The following is a 20,174-nucleotide window of genomic DNA, read 5'->3' as shown; positions in this document are numbered from 1 at the left end:
TGGACGGAGCGGCATCCCATATTTCGACCCGGCGTCTCTCGGGTCGAACTCCCCCCTGGGGAAGGCCTTAGCGACGGACCGACTTGCTCCGCACCCGCGCGCGACGCGGGCTTGTCCGCACGGTCTCGGTCGTGGTGGTCGTCGTTGTCGTGGTAACCGGCGGCCCCTGTACCACAATGGTGGTCACCGTGGGAGCCGGATAATAATAGCCCCCGTCATAATAGCCTGGATTTCCGGGCGCAAGCGTACCCACCGCCGTCGTGGTGGTGACGGTGGTGCCGTTCTGCGTCACCCAGCGGCCGCCTGTCGCGGGCGGGGGCGGCGGAGGAGGCGGATAATGGCCCGGATAGCCGTAATCGGGCCGGCCATAATCCGCCTCGCCATAATCATCATAGCCCGGCGCCATGCGGGCACGCCGGTCTTCGGCCCGATCGATGGCATAGCCCGCCGCCGCACCAACACCCGCGCCGATCAGCGTGCCACCCAGCCGGTCATCGCGTCCCGCAATCACATTGCCCGCCACGCCGCCGGCGACAGCGCCGATCACGGCACCACCCAGTCCGGTATCGCGTCGAACGGGCGGCGGTGGCGGATAGCCGCCCCCCGCATAGGCCGGCACGCCCAGGCCGTCCCAGTCCAGTCCGTACACGCTGTCATACACCGTGCCGCGCGGATCGATCAGCACCGCGTCGTCATAATAGCGCGACCAGCGATAGCCGGCCGGCGGCTGCGGCAGGTGGTAGGTCGCCCAGTCGTCGATCGCGAAGCGCGGGCTGTTCCAATAGCCGGGCATGACCACACCGCGCGCCGGCGGGCGATAGGCAGGCCAGCCGCCGGGGGCATTGGCCCCACCCCACCAGCGGCCACCGATCTTGCTGCCCCAGCGATCGCGGCGCACCGGACCTGTGCCGACGGTGCGCGTCGTCACCTCGGGCCGTACCATGGTCGGCGAGGTCGTATCGATGGCGGGCCGAGGATAGCTGGCCCCCGCGCGCGACGGCGCGCGATCATGAGACTGCGCCAGGGCCGGAGCGCCCAGCGCCATGGTCAGGGATAGGGTGATCAGGTACGGCAAGGTCCGCATGGCGTGGTGAATTTCCCTGTTTCAAGGCAAAGGCGTCTCCCCTCAACGCCCTTGCCGGAACAAGGTTTGATACCAGTGCGGCCCTTTTGTCGATAGCGGCGCGCGCCGTCCCGAATCGGGTCAGGCGGGTCAGCCCGCCGCGCCGGCCAGCCGGGGGGCGAGCAAGGTCATCAGCGCTTCGCACCCCGCCTGATCCTCGGCATCGAAACGGCCGGGCATCGGGCTGTCCAAGTCCAGCACGCCGAGGATCTGGCCGTCATGGACGATCGGCACGACCAGTTCGGACCGGCTGGCCGCGTCGCAAGCGATATGGCCCGGAAAGGCATGTACATCGTCCACCCGCTGCGTCTCGCCGGTGGCGACCGCGGCGCCGCACACGCCCTTGCCGACCGGGATGCGGATACACGCCGCCTTGCCCTGAAACGGGCCCAGCACCAGCTCGCCCTCGACCATGCGGTAGAAGCCGGACCAGTTGAGATCGGGAAGATATTGCCCGATCAGCGCGGCGGCATTGGCCATGTTGGCGATCGCATCCGCCTCCCCGGCCGTCAGCGCGTCGAGCGCGGCCTGGAGGTCGTGATAGAGTTCCGCCTTCGATCCGGCGGCGATATCGAACTGGTACATGACCCGAATGTAGCGGGCCGGGAACGCTCCGTCATCCCCGGCCGTCGCACCCCGGCGCAGCCAACCGCGATCAGCTTGCCAGCGCCAGCCGTGGACCGGGACGCCGGATTTCGGCGATGGCATGGCCTCCGCCGTGCCGGCCGGCATCATGCTCCAACCGGAACTGTGCGACTTCCTGCGCCAGCACCTCCGCTTCGGCGGCCAGATGGCGCGCGGCGGCCGTCGCCTGTTCTACCATCGCCGCATTCTGCTGCGTCGTGCCGTCCATATGGGCCACGGCCGTGTTCACCTGCTGCAACCCCGTCGCCTGTTGCTCGGCGGAGGCGGCGATGTCGGAGACGAGCGTGCTGATCTCGACGATGCGCAGGCAGATCGTCTCCAGCGAACGCCCGGTCTCGCTGACCAGATCGACGCCCATGCCGACCTGGGTGGTGGAGGCCTGAATCCGGTCCTTCACATCCTTGGCGGCGTCGGCCGAGCGTTGCGCCAGCGCGCGGACTTCGCTGGCGACGACGGCAAAGCCCTTGCCCGCATCACCGGCGCGCGCCGCTTCCACGCCCGCGTTCAGCGCCAGAAGATTGGTCTGGAAGGCGATGCCGTCGATGACGCCGATGATTTCCGAAATTTCGCTCGACGAGCGTTCGATCGCGCCCATCGCATCGACCGCGCGGCGCACCACCTCGCCCGATTGCTCGGTATCCTTGCGCGCCGCCGCCACAATGGCATTGGCGCGGTTGGCACCACCGGCGGTGGCGCGGACGCCGGTCGTGATCTCGTCCATCGCGGCGGCGGTTTCCTCCAGGCCGGCCGCCTGCTGCTCGGTCCGTTGCGACAGGTCGTCGGAGGCGGAGCGGACTTCGTTCGCGCCCGTCTTCACATTACCCGCCGACTGGGCGACCCGGGCCAGGGTCTGCGACAGCCGGTCCATGCTGGCGTTGAAGGAGCACGCCAGCCCCTGATATTCGACCGGCAGCGTATCACCGACCCGGTAGGCGATATTGCCATGCCCCAACTCGTCGAGCGCGCCCGCCAATTCGCGGACCACCAGTTCCTGCTTCTCGACATTGGCCACCTGGGCCTGGGCAGCACCGCGAAACACCTCGACGGCCGAGACCATGGTGCCGATCTCGTCCGCCCGCTCGCGCCCGTCGAGTTTCAACGTCAGGTCCCCATCGGCCATGCGACGCATCGCCTCCGCCGTATCGCCGATCGGCCCCAGCACGCGGCGAAGCAGATAGAATATGCCACCCGCCAGCATCGCGGCCAGGATCAGGCCGAGAAGGGCCAGGATCGCCAAGGTGCCGTGCAGCTTCGACAGGCTATATTCCGCCACCTGTTTCCGGGCGGTCGTGGCATCCGCGACCAGCGTATCGATCGCGCGGCGATGCGCGGCGTAGAGCGTCGTCAACCGGGCATAGCTGGCCTGCATCGCTGGCCGGTCGCCGCGCCGGATTGCCGGCAGCATGATCTGGTCCAGTTCCTGCCAGAAGGCATCCGCCGGACGCGCCGCCTGATCGATCAGCGCGCGCTTCAATCCGTCATCGATATCCGACACCTGCCACCGCGCGATGCTGGCCCGGAAATCCCTCTCCAGACGCGCCAGCACCGGACGGCGCTCGTCCAGCGACGCCGGGTCCTGCACCAGCAACGTCGCCTCCAGATAGGGCTCGATGATATAAGCGGGCGGCGGCAATATGTCGGCCTGGAGATCGTTGATCGCCTGATTGGCCTGGGCCACGGGGCCACCGATCCGGATCGTGTTGATCTCGAACCCCGTCACCACCCCACCGAGCAGCAGAATGGACAGCGCAGCGATACCGCCAGAGCGGCACTTACTCTTGATGCTCAACGGACAACTCCCTGTTGCCCGCGAGATGCACCGCCACCCGCTAAAGATAGGTTATTTACGCGTTGGAAATATTTTACCTATGTTTGCAGGACGTTGAGCAGTCGAACATCTTACAGCATCATGACAGTGCTGATTTTTATGACACTTATGTCATCTAACATTTAGGAAAACCGCCACATCGGCCCGGAAAGGCGCCTCATTCCGAATCGGGCCTACCTAACGCGATATCAGTCGAAGCGAACCTTGCCGCGCCCCGCCTTGACGGCGCTGCGGCCCTTCTTGGCATCGACGCGGCGGGTCTGGGAAGCCTTGGTCGGCTTGGTCGGGCGCCGCTTCTTGGGCACCAACGTCGCCTCCCGGATCAAGCCGATCAGCCGCTCGCGCACTTCGCGCCGGTTCATTTCCTGCGACCGGCTGGCATCGGCTCGCAAGGTGAGGACGCCGTCGCGGCTCAGCCGCGCGCCCGCCAGCACCGCCAACCGCATCTTCACCGCCTCGGGCAGGCTGGGCGAGCCCATCACGTCGAACCGCAACAGCACCGCGCTGTCGGTGGTGTTGACATGCTGCCCGCCCGGCCCGGACGCGCGGGTGAAGCTCTCGCCGATCTCGCGCTCGTCGATCGCGATGGCGCGGGTGACGGGGATCAGCGCCATCGTCGGCCGCCTAGAGCCGGAATAGGCCGAAGCGTTCGGGAACCGGGGCCTCGGCGGTGATCGGGTCCTTGGCGTCGCCGCGCGGCACGGTCAGGCTGGCGGCGTGAAGCAGCATGCCCCCCGCCTCGCCCGCACCATAGACGGGATCGCCGACCACCGCCGCTCCCAGGCCGGTCGCCGCATGGACGCGGATCTGGTGGGTACGGCCGGTCTCGGGACGGAATTCGACCAGCGTCCGCCCGCCCTCATGGCGCAGCGCGCGCCAGCCGGTCCGCGCCGCCTTGCCCGCCGGATCGGCGACCATCCGCCAGCCCGCCTCGCGCGTCGAGACCTTGGCCAGCGCCAGGTCGATCATCCCCTCGCCCTCGACCACGCCGTCGAGCACCGCCAGATAGCGCTTCTCGACCTGCCCGGCCTCGAACGCTTGCTGGAAACGGGCATGCGCTTTCGGATTGCGCGAGAGGAGCAGGCAGCCGCTGGTATCGCGATCGAGCCGGTGGACCGCCTGCGGCCAGCGCTTGAATCCGAATCTCAGCGATTCCAGATGGTTTTCCAGACTGAGCGAGCCGTCGCGGGGTGGGTCGACGGGCAGGCCGGCCGGCTTGTCGATCACCAGCGCTTCGCCGTCGATGAATAGAACGCGATCTCCGTGCATCGCGCTCCCTTGCCACCACGCGCGCCGACATGCCAGAGCCCCGCGCGCCATGCCGACCCTTGCCGCCGCATTCCTTCGCCTTCTGGCGCTGTTGTCGCTCGTCGTGATGCCTGTGGTGGCGTCGGCCCAATCCTGCGACGGCGCCCTGCCGCCGCCGGGCCCCGATGGCCGAGTCGCGGGACATTTCCCCTATGGCGACGCGCCGCCCGAAGACATCGTCCCCGCACCGGCCGGATTCGGGCTCAAGCCCTATTGCCGATTGCACCGGGCCATGATCCCCGATCTGCAACGGCTGCTCGACGCGGCGCGCCGCGATCCGTCGGTCGGGGGTGTGTTGCACGGTCTGTCCTGCCACCGCGAGGTCGCTCGCCAGCGCAATGTCTTCTGTCGGGACCGCAACGTATTGGCCGCCGAGCGCGCCTTTTCGGTGGCGCCGGCGGGGCATAGCGAGCATGCCACCGGCTATGCGATCGACTTCGCGGTCCGCCCCGCGCATGGCTGCCCGGACGCCGAGGCCTGTATGGCCGCGACGCCCGCCGCGCGCTGGCTGTTCGCCAACGCCCCGCGCTTCGGGTTCGAAATGAGCTTTCCCGCCGGCAACAAACAGCGCGTGAAATGGGAGCCCTGGCATTGGCGCTGGGTCGGCACCAGCCCCACCGCGCCGGGGGCGGCACAAGCGCGGGCTGTGTTCGCCAAGGCGCGGGCGCAATTCCCGGCCGATCCAGGCGTGCGCGATCCGTTGAAGGTCATGGTGACGAGCCAGCCGCCGGTTCCGGTGGTGGCGGTCGCACCTGTTACGGTGAAGAAGAAGGGGAAGCGGCGATAGCGTCGGCGCTGTGGCGTCGTGCTTCGTTGATGCGGAACGACGTCGAGCCGGTTGTTCAGTCGTCGCCTCTGGGCGAAGAAAAGCCGTGGCCTTCGACTGCGCTCAGGCTGAACGGAGGTTGAGGACTGGTCGGGCCATGAGGACATTGTCCGACGCTCCGTTCGCATGGAGCGAGGTCGAAGTGCATGCCCGTCCAATCGCAAAAAAACGGGGGCACCTCCCGGCACCCCCGCTTCCATTACCCGAACAGCTTGGCGGCCGTCTCGGCGATGCGCTTGCCCTGATAGCGCGCGCCGTCCAGATCGACCTGGCTCGGCTGGCGGCTGCCGTCGCCGTCCGCCAGCGTAGACGCGCCGTAAGGCGTGCCGCCATGAACTTCCTTCACGCCCATCTGCCCCTGGAAACCATAGTCCAGGCCGACGATGGTCATGCCGTGATGGATCAGGTTGGTCAGGACCGAGAACAGCGTGGTCTCCTGCCCGCCATGCTGGCTGGCGGTCGAGGTGAAGGCGCCGCCGACCTTGCCGACCAGGCCGCCGCGCATCCACACGCCACCGGTCGTATCCCAGAAGGCCGCCATCTGGCTCGCCATCCGGCCATAGCGGGTCGGCGTGCCGACGATGATCGCGTCATAATTGGTCAGCGCATCGGGACCTTCGATCTCGGGGTGCGCGGTGTCGGTCTTGAAGCCGGCGGCCTTCACCACGGCGTCCGGTGCGGTTTCGGCGACGCGGCGGATATCCACCTCGGCCCCGGCCGAACGCGCGCCCTCGGCGATGGCGTCGGCCATCTGCTCGATGTGACCATAGGACGAATAATAGAGAACCAGAACTTTGGCCATGTGATATACTCCCTTCCAGAATTGCTTATTCGGCGTCGACCAGAACGATCTCCGAATCCTCGACGGCGGTGATCGTCACGGTGCGACCACCGGACAGCGCCGCACCGTCGCGTGCCGCGAACGGCACGCCGTCGATTTCGATCCGTCCCGTCGCGGGGACGAGATAGGCATGACGCCCCTCGCCGACACTGTGCTCCAGGCTTTCCCCGGCACGCAGCGTCGCGCCCAGCACCCGGGCATCGGCACGGATGCGCAGGCTGTCGCCATCCTCCTCGAACCCGCTGGCCAGCGTCACGAATCGGCCCGAACGCTCGCCCTTGGGAAAGGGCTTGGCGCCCCAGCTCGGCTGGCCACCCCGGGTGCGCGGCTCGATCCAGATCTGGAACAGCGTGGTCGGCTCGGTCTCCAGATTATATTCGGCGTGGCGCACGCCCGAGCCTGCGCTCATCACCTGCACGTCGCCCGCCGCCGTGCGGCCGACATTGCCCATCGAGTCCTGATGGGTGATCGCGCCGGTGCGGACATAGGTGATGATCTCCATGTCGGCATGGGGATGCGGCGGGAAGCCGGCATTGGGGGCGATGACGTCGTCGTTCCAGACGCGGATCGCGCCCCAGCCCATGCGGGCGGGATCATAATAATTGGCGAACGAGAAATGGTGGCGGGCGTCGAGCCAGCCATGATGGGCTTGGCCCAGGCTTTCGAAGCTGCGCCGGTCGATTCCGTTTTCGATGACTTGCGTGCTCATGGGGTATCTCCCTTGGATGATGCCAAGATAGGGTCGATTATGATCGCGTAAACGGAAACGCTGGAAACCGATCGTTTCCATGTGCATTGTAGCGCGAAGCCGACCGCCAAGGGGTCGCGCGCGGGGACCTAAGGGGGTGTCGATGCGTCTGCCGGATCTGGAAGCCTGGGCCATCTTCGCCGCCGTGGTCGAACATCGATCGTTCAGCGCCGCCGCCGACGCGATCGGCCTGTCCAAGGCGACCGTGTCCAAGGCGATCACCCGGTTGGAGGCGCAACTCAACCAGTCGCTGTTCCACCGCACCTCGCGCCGCCTGGCGCTGACCGAAGCGGGCAAGCCGCTGGCCGACCATGCCGCGCGCATCCTGGCCGAGGCCCGCGCCGCCGAGGAAGCCGCGCGCGATGCCGCCAGCGCGCCATCAGGCCGCATCCGCCTGGCCGCGCCCATGTCGTTCGGGGTCAGCAATATCGCCCCGATCATTGCCGATTTCCTGGCCCAGCATCCCGGCATCGAGATCGAACTCAGCCTGTCCGATGCGCGGGTCGATATCGTCGCGGAGGGCTATGACATCGCGCTGCGCATCGCCGACCTGCCAGACAGCTCGCTGCGCGCGCGGCGGCTGTGCGGCATTTCGACGCATGTCGTCGCGTCGCCCGGCTATCTGGCCGAGCATGGCCATCCTCGCCATCCCAATGAACTGGGCGAACATCGCCTGCTCAGCTATTCCAACATCACCGGCCCTTGGCGGTTTCGCCACCCCAATGGCGCCGAAGTGTCAGTGCGGCCGCAGGGTCCGCTGACCGCCAATAGCGGTGATGCGCTGGTGCCGGCGGTGGTGGCCGGGCTCGGCATCGCGCGGCTGCCCGGCTTCATCATCGGGCCGCATCTGACGAGCGGGGCGGCCACCGAGATCCTGACCGAATGGACGCCCCCGCCGATCGGCCTGCACCTTCTCACCCCGCCCAGCCCCTTGCGACCGGCACGGGTCGAGGCGCTGATCGCCTGGCTGGCCGATCGGGTGCGGGATCCCTGCGCCACCCATGGCCCGGGAGCAGCGGCATGAACCGGCTCCGCCCCGACGAGAGCGATGCGCGCTTCGTCCGCCGGATCGTCCTGATCCTGCTGATCCTGGCCATCGCCGCCGCGCTGTTCCGGGCGGGCAATCTGATGATCCTGGCCTTTGGCTCGGTCCTGGGGGCGATCGTCATCCATGCCATTGCCGATCTCTATGCCGATCACCTGCCGCTCGGGCCCAAACGCTCGCTGACGCTGTCGATCGTGACCGTGCTGGCGGTGCTGGGCTTCCTCGCCTGGCTGTTCGGCGTCGCCTTTCGCCAGCAATTGAACACGCTGGTGACGCAACTGCCCATCCTGCTCGACCAGCTCGCGGGCTGGGCGTCGCAGTCGCCGGTCGGGGCGAAGATCGTCGATGCGGTGCGCGCCGCCTATGCCGGCAGCCGCGTGGCGCAGGATATCAGCGGCATCGTGTCGGGCGCGGGGGAGTTCGTCCTGAACTGCCTGTTGCTGCTGGTCGGCGCACTGTTCTTCGCCGCCGATCCCAAGGTCTATGAGCGCGGCTTCCTGCTGCTCATCCCCCACTCGATGCGTCCCGCGATCGAAGACGCGCTGTTCGACACCGAATCGACGCTTCGCCTGTGGCTGCGCGCGCAGCTCATCCAGATGACGACGATGGGCGTGCTGGTCGGTATCGGGCTGGGCATTGCCGGCGTGCCCTCCGCCGCCGCGCTGGGCCTGTTGACCGGGCTCAGCGAGTTCGTCCCCTATGTCGGGCCGATCGCCGCCATGCTGCCCGCCTTGGGCCTTGCGGCGCAGGGCGGCAATGGCGCGGTCATCGGCACACTCGTCACCTTCGCGGTCGTTCGCCTGATCCAGACCAACGCCATCACCCCTTTCGTCACGAGCCGAGTCGTCGCGATCCCGCCAGCGATCACCCTTTTCGCGATCATCGCCATCGGGACGATCTTCGGCCTGTTCGGATTGTTCTTTTCCGCCGCGATTCTGGTGGTCGTCTTCACCTTGATCCGGAGTCTTTATCTACGTGAAGTTTTAGGCGAAAATATTCCGCGCGCGGAGCATAAAAGTTTGCTCGGTCCCGGTGCTCGTCTGAAAAACGACACCAAGAGTCCCAGTTAGGAGCGAATTAACCTTTTGCGTTCATATCCGCATTGGTTAATGAATAGAATTTCAGATCGCCGGGGGCCTCACGGAGGGCGATCATCGCGAATGGGGACTGCCGATGCGCGTATTGCTGATCGAGGACGAACCGACGACCGCCAAGGCGATCGAGCTGATGCTCGGCAGCGAAGGCTTCAACGTCTATACTACCGACCTGGGCGAAGAGGGCCTGGATCTGGGCAAGCTGTATGATTACGACATCATCCTGCTCGATCTGAACCTGCCCGACATGCACGGCTATGACGTGCTGAAGCGGCTGCGCGTCGCGCGGGTTTCGACCCCCGTGCTGATCCTGTCGGGGATCAACGAGATGGATTCGAAGGTACGCAGCTTCGGCTTCGGCGCCGACGACTATGTCACGAAGCCGTTCCACCGCGAGGAGCTGATCGCGCGCATTCATGCGGTCGTGCGCCGGTCCAAGGGCCATTCGCAATCGATCATCCGCACCGGCAAGCTGGCGGTGAACCTGGACGCCAAGACCGTCGAGGTCGAGAATGCCCGCGTCCACCTGACCGGCAAGGAATATGCGATGCTGGAGCTGTTGTCGCTCCGCAAGGGCACCACGCTGACCAAGGAGATGTTCCTGAACCATCTCTATGGCGGCATGGACGAGCCTGAACTGAAGATCATCGACGTCTTCATCTGCAAGCTGCGCAAGAAGCTCAGCCTGGCCTGTGATGGCGAGAATTATATCGAGACGGTCTGGGGCCGTGGCTATGTGCTGCGCGAACCCGATGAGGTCGGACAGCCCGAACAAGCCGTCGCCTGATTGGCGGCCGGGGGGCAGAAAAAGGGCCGGTTCGCGGGGGCGGACCGGCCCTTTTTTCATGCGCGAGTCCCGTGGCCCTACCCCATCAGGCAGTGACGCGCCGCCGCCGCGCCAGAACCAGCAACGCCAATCCCCCCGCCATCAACGCCATCGTGGCAGGCTCGGGCACGGGCGTTGGCGAGCCGCCGCTGCTGCCGCCCGGTGTGACAGGCACTTGCGGCGAAGTCGGTGCATAGGCGCCGATATAAGTGCCTAGATGGAATTCCCCATTCTGGATCAGGCTGCCGAACACCGCCGAGCCCTCGATATAATTGGCCGTCGTGGCGGCTGCCTTGGGCGCGAGGACCGATCCCTTCCAGGCGGCGGTCAGCTCCAGACTGGTCGCGGTCGGGAAATTCCAGATGACATGCTCGCCCAGGCCGGTGGCATCGCCCAGGAAATTATCGTCCAGCCGAACCGCGCTGCCGGTCACGTTGACGATGACCGTATCCGCGCCATTGCGGTTGAACGCGATCTCGCCAAAGCGCGACAGGTCGGCCGCATTCAGGTTGAACACCGCCACGCCATTCGCATTGGCGACCGCGTTGAACGTCGCACGATTGCCCGCGATGCTGACGCTGCTGGTCGCGGTCAGCCCGGCATAGCTGTTCGACAGATCGGTCATGCTGCTGGCGAGCAGCGTCTTCTGCTGGTTCAACCCTGCGACGAAGCCGGGATCGCTCGCGCTCAAGCCGGACTGGACGATATTCTGGTTGATGTTGGTGTTGGACAGCGTGCCGCCCACCTTCACCGTCTGCACGCCGCCATTCAGGTTGAACCCGCCCTGGACACTGCCGCCGACCAGTGCGCCCGAGCCGTTGTTCAAATTCTTCGTACCGCCCAGCACGTCACCGACCACGGTAAGACCGGGCACGGCATAGCTCGACGGGGCCGGCGTACGGATTTGATAATTGGACGAATTGCCGCTCAGATTACCCCCGACAAACGTCCGTCCCTCCACCTCGGAACTGGACGTCAGATCGCCCAGCACGATCAGATTCCATTCCTTCAAGGCATCGATGCCCACGACGGGCGTGGCCATGGCGAGGGACGGCAGCGCGGCGGCGATTAGCCCGACGAACGACAGACGATATTTCATGGCCAGGGCTCTAACTGAAAAGGCTTGTCATTCCCTTAGCCGGCATCGTCCCGATCCGGGATCAGCGCCGCTCCCATACCTTCTGCCCGCCGATCCAGGTCTCCTCGACCTTGGTCGCGCGCAGTTCGGTCGGGTTGGCGTCCAGCGGATTGCGGTCGACGATGATGAAGTCCGCCTGCTGACCATGGCCCAGCCGGCCGAACAGATCCTCAGCGAAGCCGGCATAGGCGCCGTCCATGGTGAAGGCGCGCCACGCCTGTTCGCGGGTAACGATCTCCTGCGGCTGCCACCCGCCATAGGGCTGGCCGTCTGGCCCCTGTCGGGTGATCGCCGCGGCCCAGCCGGCAAAGGGATCGGGGGTTTCGACCGGATAGTCTGAGCCGAAGACCAGGGTCGCCCCATTCTTCAACATCGTGTTCCAGGCATAGGCGCCGGTCAGCCGTGCGGGGCCCAGTCGCGCCTCCGCCATCGTCCGGTCGCTGGTCTCGTGCACCGGCTGCATCGAGGCGATGATGCCATGTCTGCCGAAGCGCGACAGATCGGCCGGATCGACGATCTGGGCATGTTCGATCCGCCAGCGCCGATCGCCCTTATAGGTCTCCGCCAGTTCGTCGATCGCGTCGAGCACCTGCGCATTGGCGCGGTCGCCGATCGCGTGGACGGCGACCTGATATTTGTCCATCGCCGCGCGGCTCATCAGGTTGCGGATCACATCGTCCGACATGAACCCCAGCCCGGTCTGCCCTGGCGCATCGGCATAGGGTTGCTTCAACCACGCGCCGCGCGACCCCAGTGCGCCATCGCCATAAAGCTTCACGCCGACCAGCCGCAGCTTGTTGTTGTACAGCCACTGGGTCGGCCCGGTGCCGCCGATGCGCACGCTGTCCTCGACGCCGCCGCCATAGCTCATTATGCGGACGCGCAGATTTCCGGCATCGCCCATCCGGCGATAGGTCATCCATTCGTCCAGCGTCGTGCCCATATCGGCGGTCGCGGTGATACCGTGGCTGAGCAGTTCATTCTGCGCCTTGAGGAAGGCGGTATTGCGATCCTTGGCCAGCGGTTGCGGCACCGCCTTCTGGATCAGCGCCATCGCGGCGTCGACGAACACGCCCGAGGGCTGGCCGCCGATCTTCTCGATCCGGCCGCCGGCGGGCGAGACGGTCTTGGCCGTAATGCCCGCCGCCTTCATCGCCGCGCTGTTCGCCCAGAGCGCATGGCCGTCGGCGCGCTCCATCACCACCGGCCGGTCGGCGACGACCGCGTCCAGATCGGCGGCGGTGGGGAAGCGACCGAGCGCCCAGCTCTCCTGGTTCCAGCCGCCGCCCATCACCCATTTGCGCTCGGGGTTGGCCGAGGCATAGGCCGCGATCCGCGCCTTGGCCTCGTCGAGCGACTTGGTCGGTGCCAGATCGAGTTCGAGCAGGCGGAAGCCCAGCCCCATCACATGGCCATGCGAATCGACGAAGCCGGGGATCAGCACCCGCCCCTTCATATCGGCGCGCCAGTCGAGCTTTTCGGGACGCTTGTCCTTGGCGGAGAGCAGCCGCACGACCTTGCCGTCCGAGGTCAGCAGCAGGCCGGTGAAGCGGACGACCTTGCCATCCTTGTCCAACGTCATCCCCGCGACATTGTCGATCAGCGCGTCGGCGAAAGCAGCGACGGGGGTGAGTGCGGTCGCCAGCGTCGCGGCGAGCAGGATGCGAAGGGGGCGGAAGGAGGAAGCCGACTTGAGCATGGTTCGTTCCCTATCGGGTGATGAAGCGAGTGGGAAGCGCACAGAATCGTCCTCCCCTGCAAGGGGAGGAAAGCGTCACGACCGCCGCACCACCTCGCGAATCACGAAGTGCGAGGCCAGCCGCGTCACCCCCGGCAATCTCGCCAGCGTTTCGCGGTGGATGCGCTCGTAACTATCGTCGCGGCGCACCTCGACCTGGATCATATAGTCCGCCTCGCCGCTCATCAGGAAACATTCGACGATCTCGGGACAGCGCAGGATTTCGCGCTCGAATGCCGCCATCGTCTCCTGCCGCTGGTCCTTCAAGGTGACGTTGACCATCACGATCGAGGGCCGGCCGCGTGCCTCATGGCTCAGGATCGCGCGATAGCCGGCGATGACCCCCGCCTCACGCAACTGCGCCACACGGCGATGCGCCGCACTGGCCGACAGCCCCACCTTCTCGCCCAGCGCGGCGCTGGTCAGGTCGGAATCGCTGGCCAGTTGGGCCAATATGCGGCGGTCGATCGCGTCGGACATTTCATCCCGATACTAGCATCGATTACGCAAGAAAATCCCAAAATGGCCGCACTGGAAGGATTGTTTTGCAAACCTCTCCCGCCCGATCGGCGCTATTATCGGCCCATCATTCAGGAGAGTTCGCCATGCGCGTCGGTGTGCCCAAGGAAATCAAGAATCACGAATATCGCGTCGGCCTGACCCCGCCATCGGTGGCCGAGTTGGTCGCCGCCGGCCATGAGGTCATCGTCGAGACTAAGGCCGGCAGCGGCATCGATTTCGAGGATCAGGACTATGTCGACGCCGGCGCGCGCATCGTCGCGACCGCTGCCGAAGTGTTCGACCAGGCCGAGATGATCGTGAAGGTGAAGGAACCGCAGCCGCAGGAAGTGGCGATGCTGCGCCCGCATCACCTGCTCTTCACCTATCTCCACCTCGCCGCTGACAAGCCGCAGGCCGAAGGGCTTATGGCGTCGGGCGCGACCTGCATCGCCTATGAGACGGTGACCAGCCCACGTGGCGGCCTGCCGCTGCTCAAGCCGATGTCGGAAGTCGCCGGCCGCATGGCGGTGCAGGTCGGTGCGCATTATCTGGAAAAGGAACAGGGCGGTCGCGGCGTGCTGCTGGGCGGCGTGCCCGGCGTGGCGCCGGCCAAGGTGGCGATCCTGGGCGGCGGCGTCTCGGGCGTGAATGCGGCGCAGATGGCGGTGGGTCTGCGCGCCGACGTCACCATCTACGACATCAACAATGACCGTCTGGCCGAGCTGGACATGTTTTTCTCCAGCCAGATCAAGACCGCCTATGCCTCCAAGGCGGCGATCGCGGCGGCGGTGAAGAACGCCCACCTCGTCATCGGCGCGGTGCTGGTCCCCGGTGCGGCGGCGCCCAAGCTCGTTACCCGCGACATGCTGAAGACGATGAAGCGCGGCTCGGTGCTGGTCGACATCGCGATCGACCAGGGCGGCTGCTTCGAGACGAGCCATGCCACCACGCACGAAGACCCGGTGTTCGAGATCGATGGCGTGATCCATTATTGCGTCGCCAACATGCCGGGCGCGGTCGCGCGCACCTCGGCCTTCGCGCTCAACAACGCCACCCTGCCCTTCGCGCTGCGTCTGGCGAACATGGGGGCCGAGGCCGCGATGAAGGCCGATGCCCATCTGGCCAACGGCCTGAACGTGTCGGGCGGCAAGATCCGCCACGCCGCGGTGGCCGAAGCGCTCGACCTGCCGTTCGAGGCCTGGGCGGGCTAAGCCTGTCCTGGCCGCCGTTCGGTCTGGGTTTCGTCGAAGGTGCTTCGTGTGGCCTTCGACTTTGCCCAGGCCGAACGGTGGTTCCCGAGCTATACGCAATCAGGCCTGCTCATCCCCAACCTCCGTTCACGCTGAGCGAAGTCGAAGCGCACGTCCCGCCCTCCGCCACGAAGGTAAACCCGTGGCCTTCGACTGCGCTCAGGCTGAACGGAGGTTTGGGTTTCCCGATAAGCGCCGCGCTTCCACGCGAACCAAAATCTTCGCGTCATCGCGCCCTCGCGTGAACAGAAATAGAACGCCTGCGTTGGTCCCGGCGAAAGGATGCCGAGATGACCGACAACCCCAAATCCGAACCCTTCTCCAATGCCGAGAAGGACCCCGATGACTGGACCACCGGCGACGAAGCGATGACCGGCGCGCAGGCCAGCTATCTCAAGACCCTGTCCGAAGAGGCCGGCGAGCCGTTCGACGACAGCCTGACCAAGGCCGAAGCCTCCAAGCGGATTGACGCGCTTCAGGCAAAGACTGGCCGGGGCCAATAAGCCCCTATTGCTCCATCAACGCCATCGCCCGGTCGAGCAGCATCACCCGCTGCGCAATGGCCGGGCGATAAGGCGCATCGGCGGGTGTGCGTTGCAGCGCCAGCCGCCACAGGATCCGCGCCTTGGCGAAATCGCCCGCGCGCATCTGCGCCAGCCCTTCGAAGAAGAACGGCACCGGGTCATTGGGCCCCAAAGCTCGCGCCCGGCGAAAGGCGAATTGCGCGGCGGGCGACATCTGATAGCCGTCATGCGCGAACAGGACATTGCCCAACTCGGTCCAATAGGCGACGCTCCGCGGATTGGCGCCGACCGCGCCCAGCATGATCTGCACCGCCGTCCGCTTATTGCCCGACCGCGCCAGCGCATCGGCGGCGGTGAACATCGCGGCCTCGCCCCCGAACCGCCCCATCAACTGGCCGCGCAATTCGACCAAATCCTCGCTATCGAGCCGGGGATCGGGCCGTGTCGATGGCGGACTGGCGGGCAGGCTCGGCCGTCCCTGCCACGCATAGCCGACGCCACCCAGCGCGAGCGCGGCGCCCAGCATCGTCCACAGGGGCTTGGGGAAACCCCGCCATAGGGCCAGCCCCATCGCCGCCGCCGCCAGCAGGATCAGGATCAGCCAACCCATCAGCGCCGCTTCCGGAAACTGGAGCGCGCGATCCAGGCGCCGATCGTCAGCAGCAGGAGCGGCGTCGCCCAGAGCAGCGCGGTCGCACCCGATAGCCGCGGATCATAGCTGACATAATCGCCATAGCGCTCGATCAGCCAGTCGCGGATTTGCGACGGGCTCTCACCGCGCGCGATCCGCTGGCGAACCAGCGCGCGCATGTCGGCGGCCATATCGGCATCGCTGTCGGCGATCGATTGGCCCTGGCAGACGACGCAGCGCAGCTCGCCCATCAGCGCGCGGGCCTGCGCCTCGGCGCGGGGATCGGGCAATTGGGTGTTGCCGAGATCAGGCGGAGTCGATCCCGCCGCCAGTGCGAAGGCCAGGATCAGGCTCATCGCGCGGCGGCCACGTCGCGGACGATCTGTTCGACCTGATCGGGGCGGATATCGCCGATATATTGCCGCACGATCCGCCCGCGTCCGTCGATCAGGAACGTCTCGGGCACCCCCGACGAGCCGAGCGAGAGTTGCACCCGGCTGCGGCTGTCGTCCCCGATCGCGGCATAGGGATCGCCGTTGCGGCGCAGGAAGCCGGCGATCGCCGGGCCCTTGTCATGGATCGCGATGGCATCGATCGGGATGCCGCGCGCCTTCAGGCGCATCAACTGCGGCGCCTCGGCGATGCAGGGAATGCACCAGCTGGCAAAGACGTTGAGCAGACGCGGCGTCCCCCGTCCGAAATCGCTGCTGGCCAGACCCGGCTTGCCCGGCACCATCGGGGCGAGCTGGAAGGTCGGCAGCGGTTTGTCGACCAGGGTCGAATGCACGGTGGTGTCGGCCGGGCGCATCAGCCCCGCCGCCACCACCGCGAACAACGCCCCGAAGGCGGCCAGCGGCGCCCAGATCAGCACACGCTTCATCCCCAAAGGGCCTCCCGCCGCCGTTGCTGCCATGTCTTCCACCAGCGCCCGACCAGCGCCAGCGCGCCGCCAAGGGCCACGAGGATACCGCCGAACCAGATCAGCGTCACGAACGGCTTCCACCACAGCCGCAACTGCCAGCGGCCGGTCGCGGCATCCTGCTGCCCCAGCACGGTATAGAGTTGCCCGTCCCAGCGGGTGGCGATGGCGCTTTCGCTGGTCGTGGTCGGCGGATCGGTGAAGAAGCGCTGCTGCGGGCGCAAGGTGGTAGCCTCGCCATCGCGCGTCGCGGTCAGTCGGGCTTCCAGCGCCGACCAATTGGGGCCGACATTGGGATAGATGCGATTCAACTGGACCCGCCACGGGCCGACGATCGTCGCCTGCCCCGGATAGAGCGCAACCAGTCGCTCGGCGGTGAAAGCGCTGTCGCACGCCATGCCGATCAGGCTGACGCCGATGCCGGCATGCGCGACGACCATCCCCCAGATGGGCAGCGGCGTGCGACGCCAGTTGCGCTGCGTGATGGGCAGGACGCTCGCGACGATCAGCCCGACGCCGAAGGACAGGCCGAGCAGCGGCAACACGCCCATCCCGCCGGTCAGCGTCAGCAGCAACGCAAATGTCCCGGCCGCCGCGACCATCGGCCACAGCATGCGGATCAGCGCCGCCTCGGCCTGATCCTGCCGCCAGCGCAACATCGGGCCGACCGCCATGACGGCCACCAGCGCCAGCGCGACCGGCCCGGCGGCGGCGTGGAAGAAGGGCGGCCCGACCGACAGGCGCACGCCGAACCCGGCCGCGACCAGTGGATACAGCGTGCCGATCAGCACGATGCCGAGGATGACCGAGAGCAACAGATTGTTGACGACGAGCCCGCCCTCGCGGCTGACAAAGGCGAAGCTGCGTCCGGCACGCACCTGCCCGATCCGCGCGCCAAACAGCACGAGCGCCCCGCCGATATAGAGACCCAGTAGCGCGAGGATGAACGCCCCCCGCCGGGGATCGACGGCGAAGGCATGGACGCTGGTCAATATGCCTGAGCGGACCAGAAAGGTGCCGATCATCGACATGGAAAAGGCGACGACCGCCAGCATGACGGTCCACGCCCGCAACCCGTCACGCGCCGCCAGCACATTGACCGAATGGAGCAAAGCCGTCGCCGCCAGCCACGGCATCAGCGAGGCATTCTCGACCGGGTCCCAGAACCACCAGCCGCCCCAGCCCAGCTCATAATAGGCCCAATAGGACCCCGCCGTGATGCCGATGGTCAGCAACACCCAGGCCCCCAGCACCCAGGGCCGCATCGCGCGGGCAAAGGCCGGCCCCACCTGTCCCGTCACCAACGCGCCGACCGCGAAGGAAAAGGCGACCGACAGCCCGACATAGCCCGCGTAGAGCGTGGGCGGATGGAAGGCCAAACCAGGGTCCTGCAACAGCGGGTTCAGCCCCTGCCCCTCCGCCGGTGCCGGGTTCAGCCGCGCGAACGGATTGGAAGCAAAGAGCAGGAAAGCATAGAAACCCAGCGCGATCGCCCCCTGCGCCGCCAGGGTGGCGACATAGGTCGCCCGGTCGAGCGCGCGTTCCTTCCAAGCGACCAACGCGCCGCCCGCCCCCAGGATCGTCACCCAGAGCAGCATCGACCCTTCGTGATTGCCCCAGGCGCCGGCGAATTTGTAGATCCAGGGCTTGGCCGCATGGCTGTTCTCCGCGACCAGCTTGACCGACAGATCGGTGGCCAAGAACACCGCGATCAGCGCCGCCATGGCGATGGCGACCAGCGCGCCCTGTACGATCGCGACGGGCCCGATCGCCGCCATGGCCTGCTCGCCGGCCGCGTCTTTTCGGCGCAGCGCCAGGACACCTAGCAAAAGCTGCAACGCCGCCAGCATCGCGGCAAACCAGAGCGCGGCAAGCCCGGCTTCGGCGATCACGGCTTCAGGCTCCGGCTCTCGTGCATATTGCCCGCCATTTCGGGGGGCATATATTTCTCGTCATGCTTGGCGAGCAGATTGGTTGCGACGAAGTGACCATCGGGCTGGAACTGCCCCTCCGCCACCACGCCCGATTTCTCACGGAACAGGTCGGGGGTGATGCCGGCGAAGGTGACGGGTGTCGTCGCCTTGCCATCGGTCACGACGAAGCGCACCGTCACGCCGTCGGGCGCGCGCCGTACCGACCCCGCCTCGACCATCCCGCCCAGCCGGACGGCGCGGCCCAGCGGCAGGCCCTGCCTCTGCGCATCGGACGGCGTGTAGAAGAACGCCGCCTGATCCTTCATCGCCGACATGGCCAGCAGCGCCGCCGCGACGATCGCGGCCAGCGCCAGCAGCGCCAGCGTGAGGCGTTGGGATTTCGGCGTCATTTCTCGGCGCGCTTCATCGCCAGATAGCTGAGCACGAGGAGCAGCCCCGTGCCGCCCAGCATGACGCCGTAAGCGGCCGCCACGAACGTCCATTGGTTCATGCGCGCGCCATCCGCCGCATCCGCGCCTCGGCCTTGGCCTGGGCGAGTAGGGTGCGCATCCGCATCAACACGATGGCGGCGAACAACAGGGTGAAGCCCGACAGCGTGATCGGCAGCGGCCAGAGCAGTGCGCCGTCAATGCTCGATCCGGTCAGCCCGATCGACTGGCCCTGATGCAGCGTGTTCCACCACACCACCGAGTAACGGATGATCGGCAGCAACGCGGTGCCCGCCAACCCGTAAAGCGCCGGGATGCGACCATCCCCACCACGATCGGCGTCGGCACGGGCGAGCACGATATAGCCGAGATAGACGAACAGCAGCAGCAGCATCGAGGTCAGCCGCCCGTCCCATTGCCACCATGTTCCCCAGGTCGGCCGCCCCCAGATCGATCCGGTCGCCAGGCAAAGCCCGGCGAACACAGCCCCCGGCCAGGCGATGGCGCGCGCCGCCACCTGAGCCAGCGGATGCCGCCAGACGATCAGCGACAGGCTGGCCGCCGCGATCCCGCTCCACCCGCCCATGCCCAACCACGCGGCGGGAACATGGATATAGAGAATCCGCACTGTCTCGCCCTGCAGATAATCGGGCGGCGTCTGGGTCAGCCCCGCCCACGCCCCGATCGCGACCAACGCCAGCCCCAGGCCCAGGCATATCCCGGTCAACGGACGGGCGATCTTCAGAAAACGCGCAGGATTCGCAAGGGCGTGGAGGGTCGGCACAATGCAAGGACTGTAAGAGGCTTTTTCGCCCCCGTCATCCATC

General features: G+C 66.7%; 22 protein-coding genes. 6 read left to right on the top strand and 16 right to left on the bottom strand.

Translation table 11 applies throughout. The annotated features are described in order from the left end of the window. Positions 1 to 67: 67 nt before the first annotated feature. From SP6_RS01690 to SP6_RS01670, 5 genes are all read right to left on the bottom strand, one after another. Positions 68 to 1,084: an RcnB family protein gene (locus SP6_RS01690; protein WP_007405490.1), complete on the bottom strand. Its 1,017-nt coding sequence runs from the start codon at positions 1,082 to 1,084 to the stop codon at positions 68 to 70. 129 nt (positions 1,085 to 1,213) lie between these two features. Continuing rightward, positions 1,214 to 1,708, bottom strand: a complete 495-nt coding sequence (locus SP6_RS01685) for a free L-methionine (R)-S-oxide reductase MsrC (RefSeq protein WP_007405479.1) — start codon at positions 1,706 to 1,708, stop codon at positions 1,214 to 1,216. 70 nt (positions 1,709 to 1,778) lie between these two features. After that, on the bottom strand, positions 1,779 to 3,557 hold the full coding sequence (locus tag SP6_RS01680) for a methyl-accepting chemotaxis protein (RefSeq protein WP_007405481.1): 1,779 nt from the start codon (positions 3,555 to 3,557) through the stop codon (positions 1,779 to 1,781). Positions 3,558 to 3,784: 227 nt separating this feature from the next. Next, entirely contained in the window at positions 3,785 to 4,210 is a 426-nt protein-coding gene (arfB, locus tag SP6_RS01675) for an alternative ribosome rescue aminoacyl-tRNA hydrolase ArfB (protein WP_007405368.1), read from the bottom strand. A gap of 10 nt (positions 4,211 to 4,220) precedes the next feature. Next, positions 4,221 to 4,865, bottom strand: coding sequence for an RluA family pseudouridine synthase (locus tag SP6_RS01670; protein ID WP_007405462.1), 645 nt, complete (start codon positions 4,863 to 4,865; stop codon positions 4,221 to 4,223). 49 nt (positions 4,866 to 4,914) lie between these two features. Here SP6_RS01670 and SP6_RS01665 point away from each other — a divergent pair, with 49 nt between their 5' ends. Continuing rightward, positions 4,915 to 5,691 (top strand): M15 family metallopeptidase, encoded by a 777-nt coding sequence (locus SP6_RS01665; protein WP_007405492.1) that lies wholly within the window; start codon positions 4,915 to 4,917, stop codon positions 5,689 to 5,691. 238 nt (positions 5,692 to 5,929) lie between these two features. Here SP6_RS01665 and wrbA read toward each other — a convergent pair whose 3' ends face one another. Next, the gene (wrbA, locus tag SP6_RS01660) at positions 5,930 to 6,532 is read right to left on the bottom strand and encodes an NAD(P)H:quinone oxidoreductase (RefSeq protein WP_007405430.1); all 603 of its coding nucleotides are present in this window, start codon (positions 6,530 to 6,532) and stop codon (positions 5,930 to 5,932) included. Between the two features lie 25 nt (positions 6,533 to 6,557). Further along, positions 6,558 to 7,280: a pirin family protein gene (locus tag SP6_RS01655; RefSeq protein WP_037568878.1), complete on the bottom strand. Its 723-nt coding sequence runs from the start codon at positions 7,278 to 7,280 to the stop codon at positions 6,558 to 6,560. A gap of 142 nt (positions 7,281 to 7,422) precedes the next feature. Between SP6_RS01655 and SP6_RS01650 the strand changes: the two genes are divergently transcribed. The 3 genes from SP6_RS01650 to ctrA all read left to right on the top strand — a co-directional run bounded on the left by SP6_RS01650 (position 7,423) and on the right by ctrA (position 10,245). After that, entirely contained in the window at positions 7,423 to 8,343 is a 921-nt protein-coding gene (locus tag SP6_RS01650; RefSeq protein WP_007405409.1) for a LysR family transcriptional regulator, read from the top strand. Further along, on the top strand, positions 8,340 to 9,434 hold the full coding sequence (locus SP6_RS01645; RefSeq protein ID WP_007405380.1) for an AI-2E family transporter: 1,095 nt from the start codon (positions 8,340 to 8,342) through the stop codon (positions 9,432 to 9,434). Before SP6_RS01650 ends, SP6_RS01645 begins: the two co-directional genes overlap by 4 nt. 103 nt (positions 9,435 to 9,537) lie before the next feature. Then, entirely contained in the window at positions 9,538 to 10,245 is a 708-nt protein-coding gene (ctrA, locus tag SP6_RS01640) for a response regulator transcription factor CtrA (RefSeq protein ID WP_007405412.1), read from the top strand. 85 nt (positions 10,246 to 10,330) lie between these two features. On the opposite strand, the gene SP6_RS01635 is transcribed toward ctrA, so the two are convergent. The 3 genes from SP6_RS01635 to SP6_RS01625 all read right to left on the bottom strand — a co-directional run bounded on the left by SP6_RS01635 (position 10,331) and on the right by SP6_RS01625 (position 13,640). Beyond that, positions 10,331 to 11,383: a choice-of-anchor A family protein gene (locus SP6_RS01635; RefSeq protein WP_007405486.1), complete on the bottom strand. Its 1,053-nt coding sequence runs from the start codon at positions 11,381 to 11,383 to the stop codon at positions 10,331 to 10,333. Between the two features lie 61 nt (positions 11,384 to 11,444). Continuing rightward, a complete protein-coding gene (locus SP6_RS01630; protein ID WP_007405416.1) occupies positions 11,445 to 13,121 on the bottom strand; it encodes an amidohydrolase in 1,677 nt (558 codons plus the stop codon). A 75-nt stretch (positions 13,122 to 13,196) separates the two neighbouring features. Beyond that, positions 13,197 to 13,640: an Lrp/AsnC family transcriptional regulator gene (locus tag SP6_RS01625; protein WP_007405366.1), complete on the bottom strand. Its 444-nt coding sequence runs from the start codon at positions 13,638 to 13,640 to the stop codon at positions 13,197 to 13,199. A 125-nt stretch (positions 13,641 to 13,765) separates the two neighbouring features. Here SP6_RS01625 and ald point away from each other — a divergent pair, with 125 nt between their 5' ends. Together ald and SP6_RS01615 are read left to right on the top strand one after the other, a co-directional pair. Further along, positions 13,766 to 14,872 (top strand): alanine dehydrogenase, encoded by a 1,107-nt coding sequence (ald, locus tag SP6_RS01620; protein ID WP_007405466.1) that lies wholly within the window; start codon positions 13,766 to 13,768, stop codon positions 14,870 to 14,872. Positions 14,873 to 15,201: 329 nt separating this feature from the next. Next, a complete protein-coding gene (locus tag SP6_RS01615) occupies positions 15,202 to 15,414 on the top strand; it encodes a DUF3072 domain-containing protein (RefSeq protein ID WP_007405414.1) in 213 nt (70 codons plus the stop codon). Between the two features lie 4 nt (positions 15,415 to 15,418). Here the strand turns inward: SP6_RS01615 and SP6_RS01610 are convergent, their stop codons facing one another. The 6 genes from SP6_RS01610 to ccmC form a co-directional block, all read right to left on the bottom strand. Next, the gene (locus SP6_RS01610) at positions 15,419 to 16,045 is read right to left on the bottom strand and encodes a tetratricopeptide repeat protein (RefSeq protein ID WP_007405438.1); all 627 of its coding nucleotides are present in this window, start codon (positions 16,043 to 16,045) and stop codon (positions 15,419 to 15,421) included. After that, on the bottom strand, positions 16,045 to 16,422 hold the full coding sequence (locus tag SP6_RS01605) for a cytochrome c-type biogenesis protein (protein ID WP_007405465.1): 378 nt from the start codon (positions 16,420 to 16,422) through the stop codon (positions 16,045 to 16,047). Before SP6_RS01605 ends, SP6_RS01610 begins: the two co-directional genes overlap by 1 nt. Further along, positions 16,419 to 16,946 (bottom strand): redoxin family protein, encoded by a 528-nt coding sequence (locus tag SP6_RS01600; protein ID WP_007405469.1) that lies wholly within the window; start codon positions 16,944 to 16,946, stop codon positions 16,419 to 16,421. The genes SP6_RS01605 and SP6_RS01600 overlap by 4 nt, the downstream gene beginning before the upstream one ends. Continuing rightward, the gene (locus SP6_RS01595) at positions 16,943 to 18,877 is read right to left on the bottom strand and encodes a heme lyase CcmF/NrfE family subunit (RefSeq protein ID WP_007405397.1); all 1,935 of its coding nucleotides are present in this window, start codon (positions 18,875 to 18,877) and stop codon (positions 16,943 to 16,945) included. The genes SP6_RS01600 and SP6_RS01595 overlap by 4 nt, the downstream gene beginning before the upstream one ends. After that, a complete protein-coding gene (gene ccmE, locus SP6_RS01590) occupies positions 18,874 to 19,308 on the bottom strand; it encodes a cytochrome c maturation protein CcmE (protein WP_007405460.1) in 435 nt (144 codons plus the stop codon). The genes SP6_RS01595 and ccmE overlap by 4 nt, the downstream gene beginning before the upstream one ends. Before the next feature lie 97 nt (positions 19,309 to 19,405). Further along, entirely contained in the window at positions 19,406 to 20,131 is a 726-nt protein-coding gene (gene ccmC / locus SP6_RS01585) for a heme ABC transporter permease CcmC (RefSeq protein WP_007405365.1), read from the bottom strand. Between the last annotated feature and the right edge of the window lie 43 nt (positions 20,132 to 20,174).

Source organism: Sphingomonas paucimobilis NBRC 13935 (genome assembly GCF_000739895.2).
Taxonomy (GTDB): domain Bacteria; phylum Pseudomonadota; class Alphaproteobacteria; order Sphingomonadales; family Sphingomonadaceae; genus Sphingomonas; species Sphingomonas paucimobilis.
Note: the sequence above shows the minus strand (reverse complement) of the source record. Positions and strands in the feature narration are given on the sequence as shown.

Coding starts and splice junctions, on each gene's coding strand:
- SP6_RS01600 (WP_007405469.1), bottom strand. CDS start 16,946: ATGAAGCGTGTGCTGATCTGGGCGCCGCTGGCCGCCTTCGGGGCGTTG.
- wrbA (WP_007405430.1), bottom strand. CDS start 6,532: ATGGCCAAAGTTCTGGTTCTCTATTATTCGTCCTATGGTCACATCGAG.
- SP6_RS01635 (WP_007405486.1), bottom strand. CDS start 11,383: ATGAAATATCGTCTGTCGTTCGTCGGGCTAATCGCCGCCGCGCTGCCG.
- ctrA (WP_007405412.1), top strand. CDS start 9,538: ATGCGCGTATTGCTGATCGAGGACGAACCGACGACCGCCAAGGCGATC.
- SP6_RS01670 (WP_007405462.1), bottom strand. CDS start 4,865: ATGCACGGAGATCGCGTTCTATTCATCGACGGCGAAGCGCTGGTGATC.
- arfB (WP_007405368.1), bottom strand. CDS start 4,210: ATGGCGCTGATCCCCGTCACCCGCGCCATCGCGATCGACGAGCGCGAG.
- SP6_RS01665 (WP_007405492.1), top strand. CDS start 4,915: ATGCCGACCCTTGCCGCCGCATTCCTTCGCCTTCTGGCGCTGTTGTCG.
- SP6_RS01645 (WP_007405380.1), top strand. CDS start 8,340: ATGAACCGGCTCCGCCCCGACGAGAGCGATGCGCGCTTCGTCCGCCGG.
- SP6_RS01605 (WP_007405465.1), bottom strand. CDS start 16,422: ATGAGCCTGATCCTGGCCTTCGCACTGGCGGCGGGATCGACTCCGCCT.
- ald (WP_007405466.1), top strand. CDS start 13,766: ATGCGCGTCGGTGTGCCCAAGGAAATCAAGAATCACGAATATCGCGTC.
- SP6_RS01625 (WP_007405366.1), bottom strand. CDS start 13,640: ATGTCCGACGCGATCGACCGCCGCATATTGGCCCAACTGGCCAGCGAT.
- SP6_RS01655 (WP_037568878.1), bottom strand. CDS start 7,280: ATGAGCACGCAAGTCATCGAAAACGGAATCGACCGGCGCAGCTTCGAA.
- ccmE (WP_007405460.1), bottom strand. CDS start 19,308: ATGACGCCGAAATCCCAACGCCTCACGCTGGCGCTGCTGGCGCTGGCC.
- SP6_RS01610 (WP_007405438.1), bottom strand. CDS start 16,045: ATGGGTTGGCTGATCCTGATCCTGCTGGCGGCGGCGGCGATGGGGCTG.
- SP6_RS01690 (WP_007405490.1), bottom strand. CDS start 1,084: ATGCGGACCTTGCCGTACCTGATCACCCTATCCCTGACCATGGCGCTG.
- SP6_RS01650 (WP_007405409.1), top strand. CDS start 7,423: ATGCGTCTGCCGGATCTGGAAGCCTGGGCCATCTTCGCCGCCGTGGTC.
- SP6_RS01630 (WP_007405416.1), bottom strand. CDS start 13,121: ATGCTCAAGTCGGCTTCCTCCTTCCGCCCCCTTCGCATCCTGCTCGCC.
- SP6_RS01615 (WP_007405414.1), top strand. CDS start 15,202: ATGACCGACAACCCCAAATCCGAACCCTTCTCCAATGCCGAGAAGGAC.
- SP6_RS01685 (WP_007405479.1), bottom strand. CDS start 1,708: ATGTACCAGTTCGATATCGCCGCCGGATCGAAGGCGGAACTCTATCAC.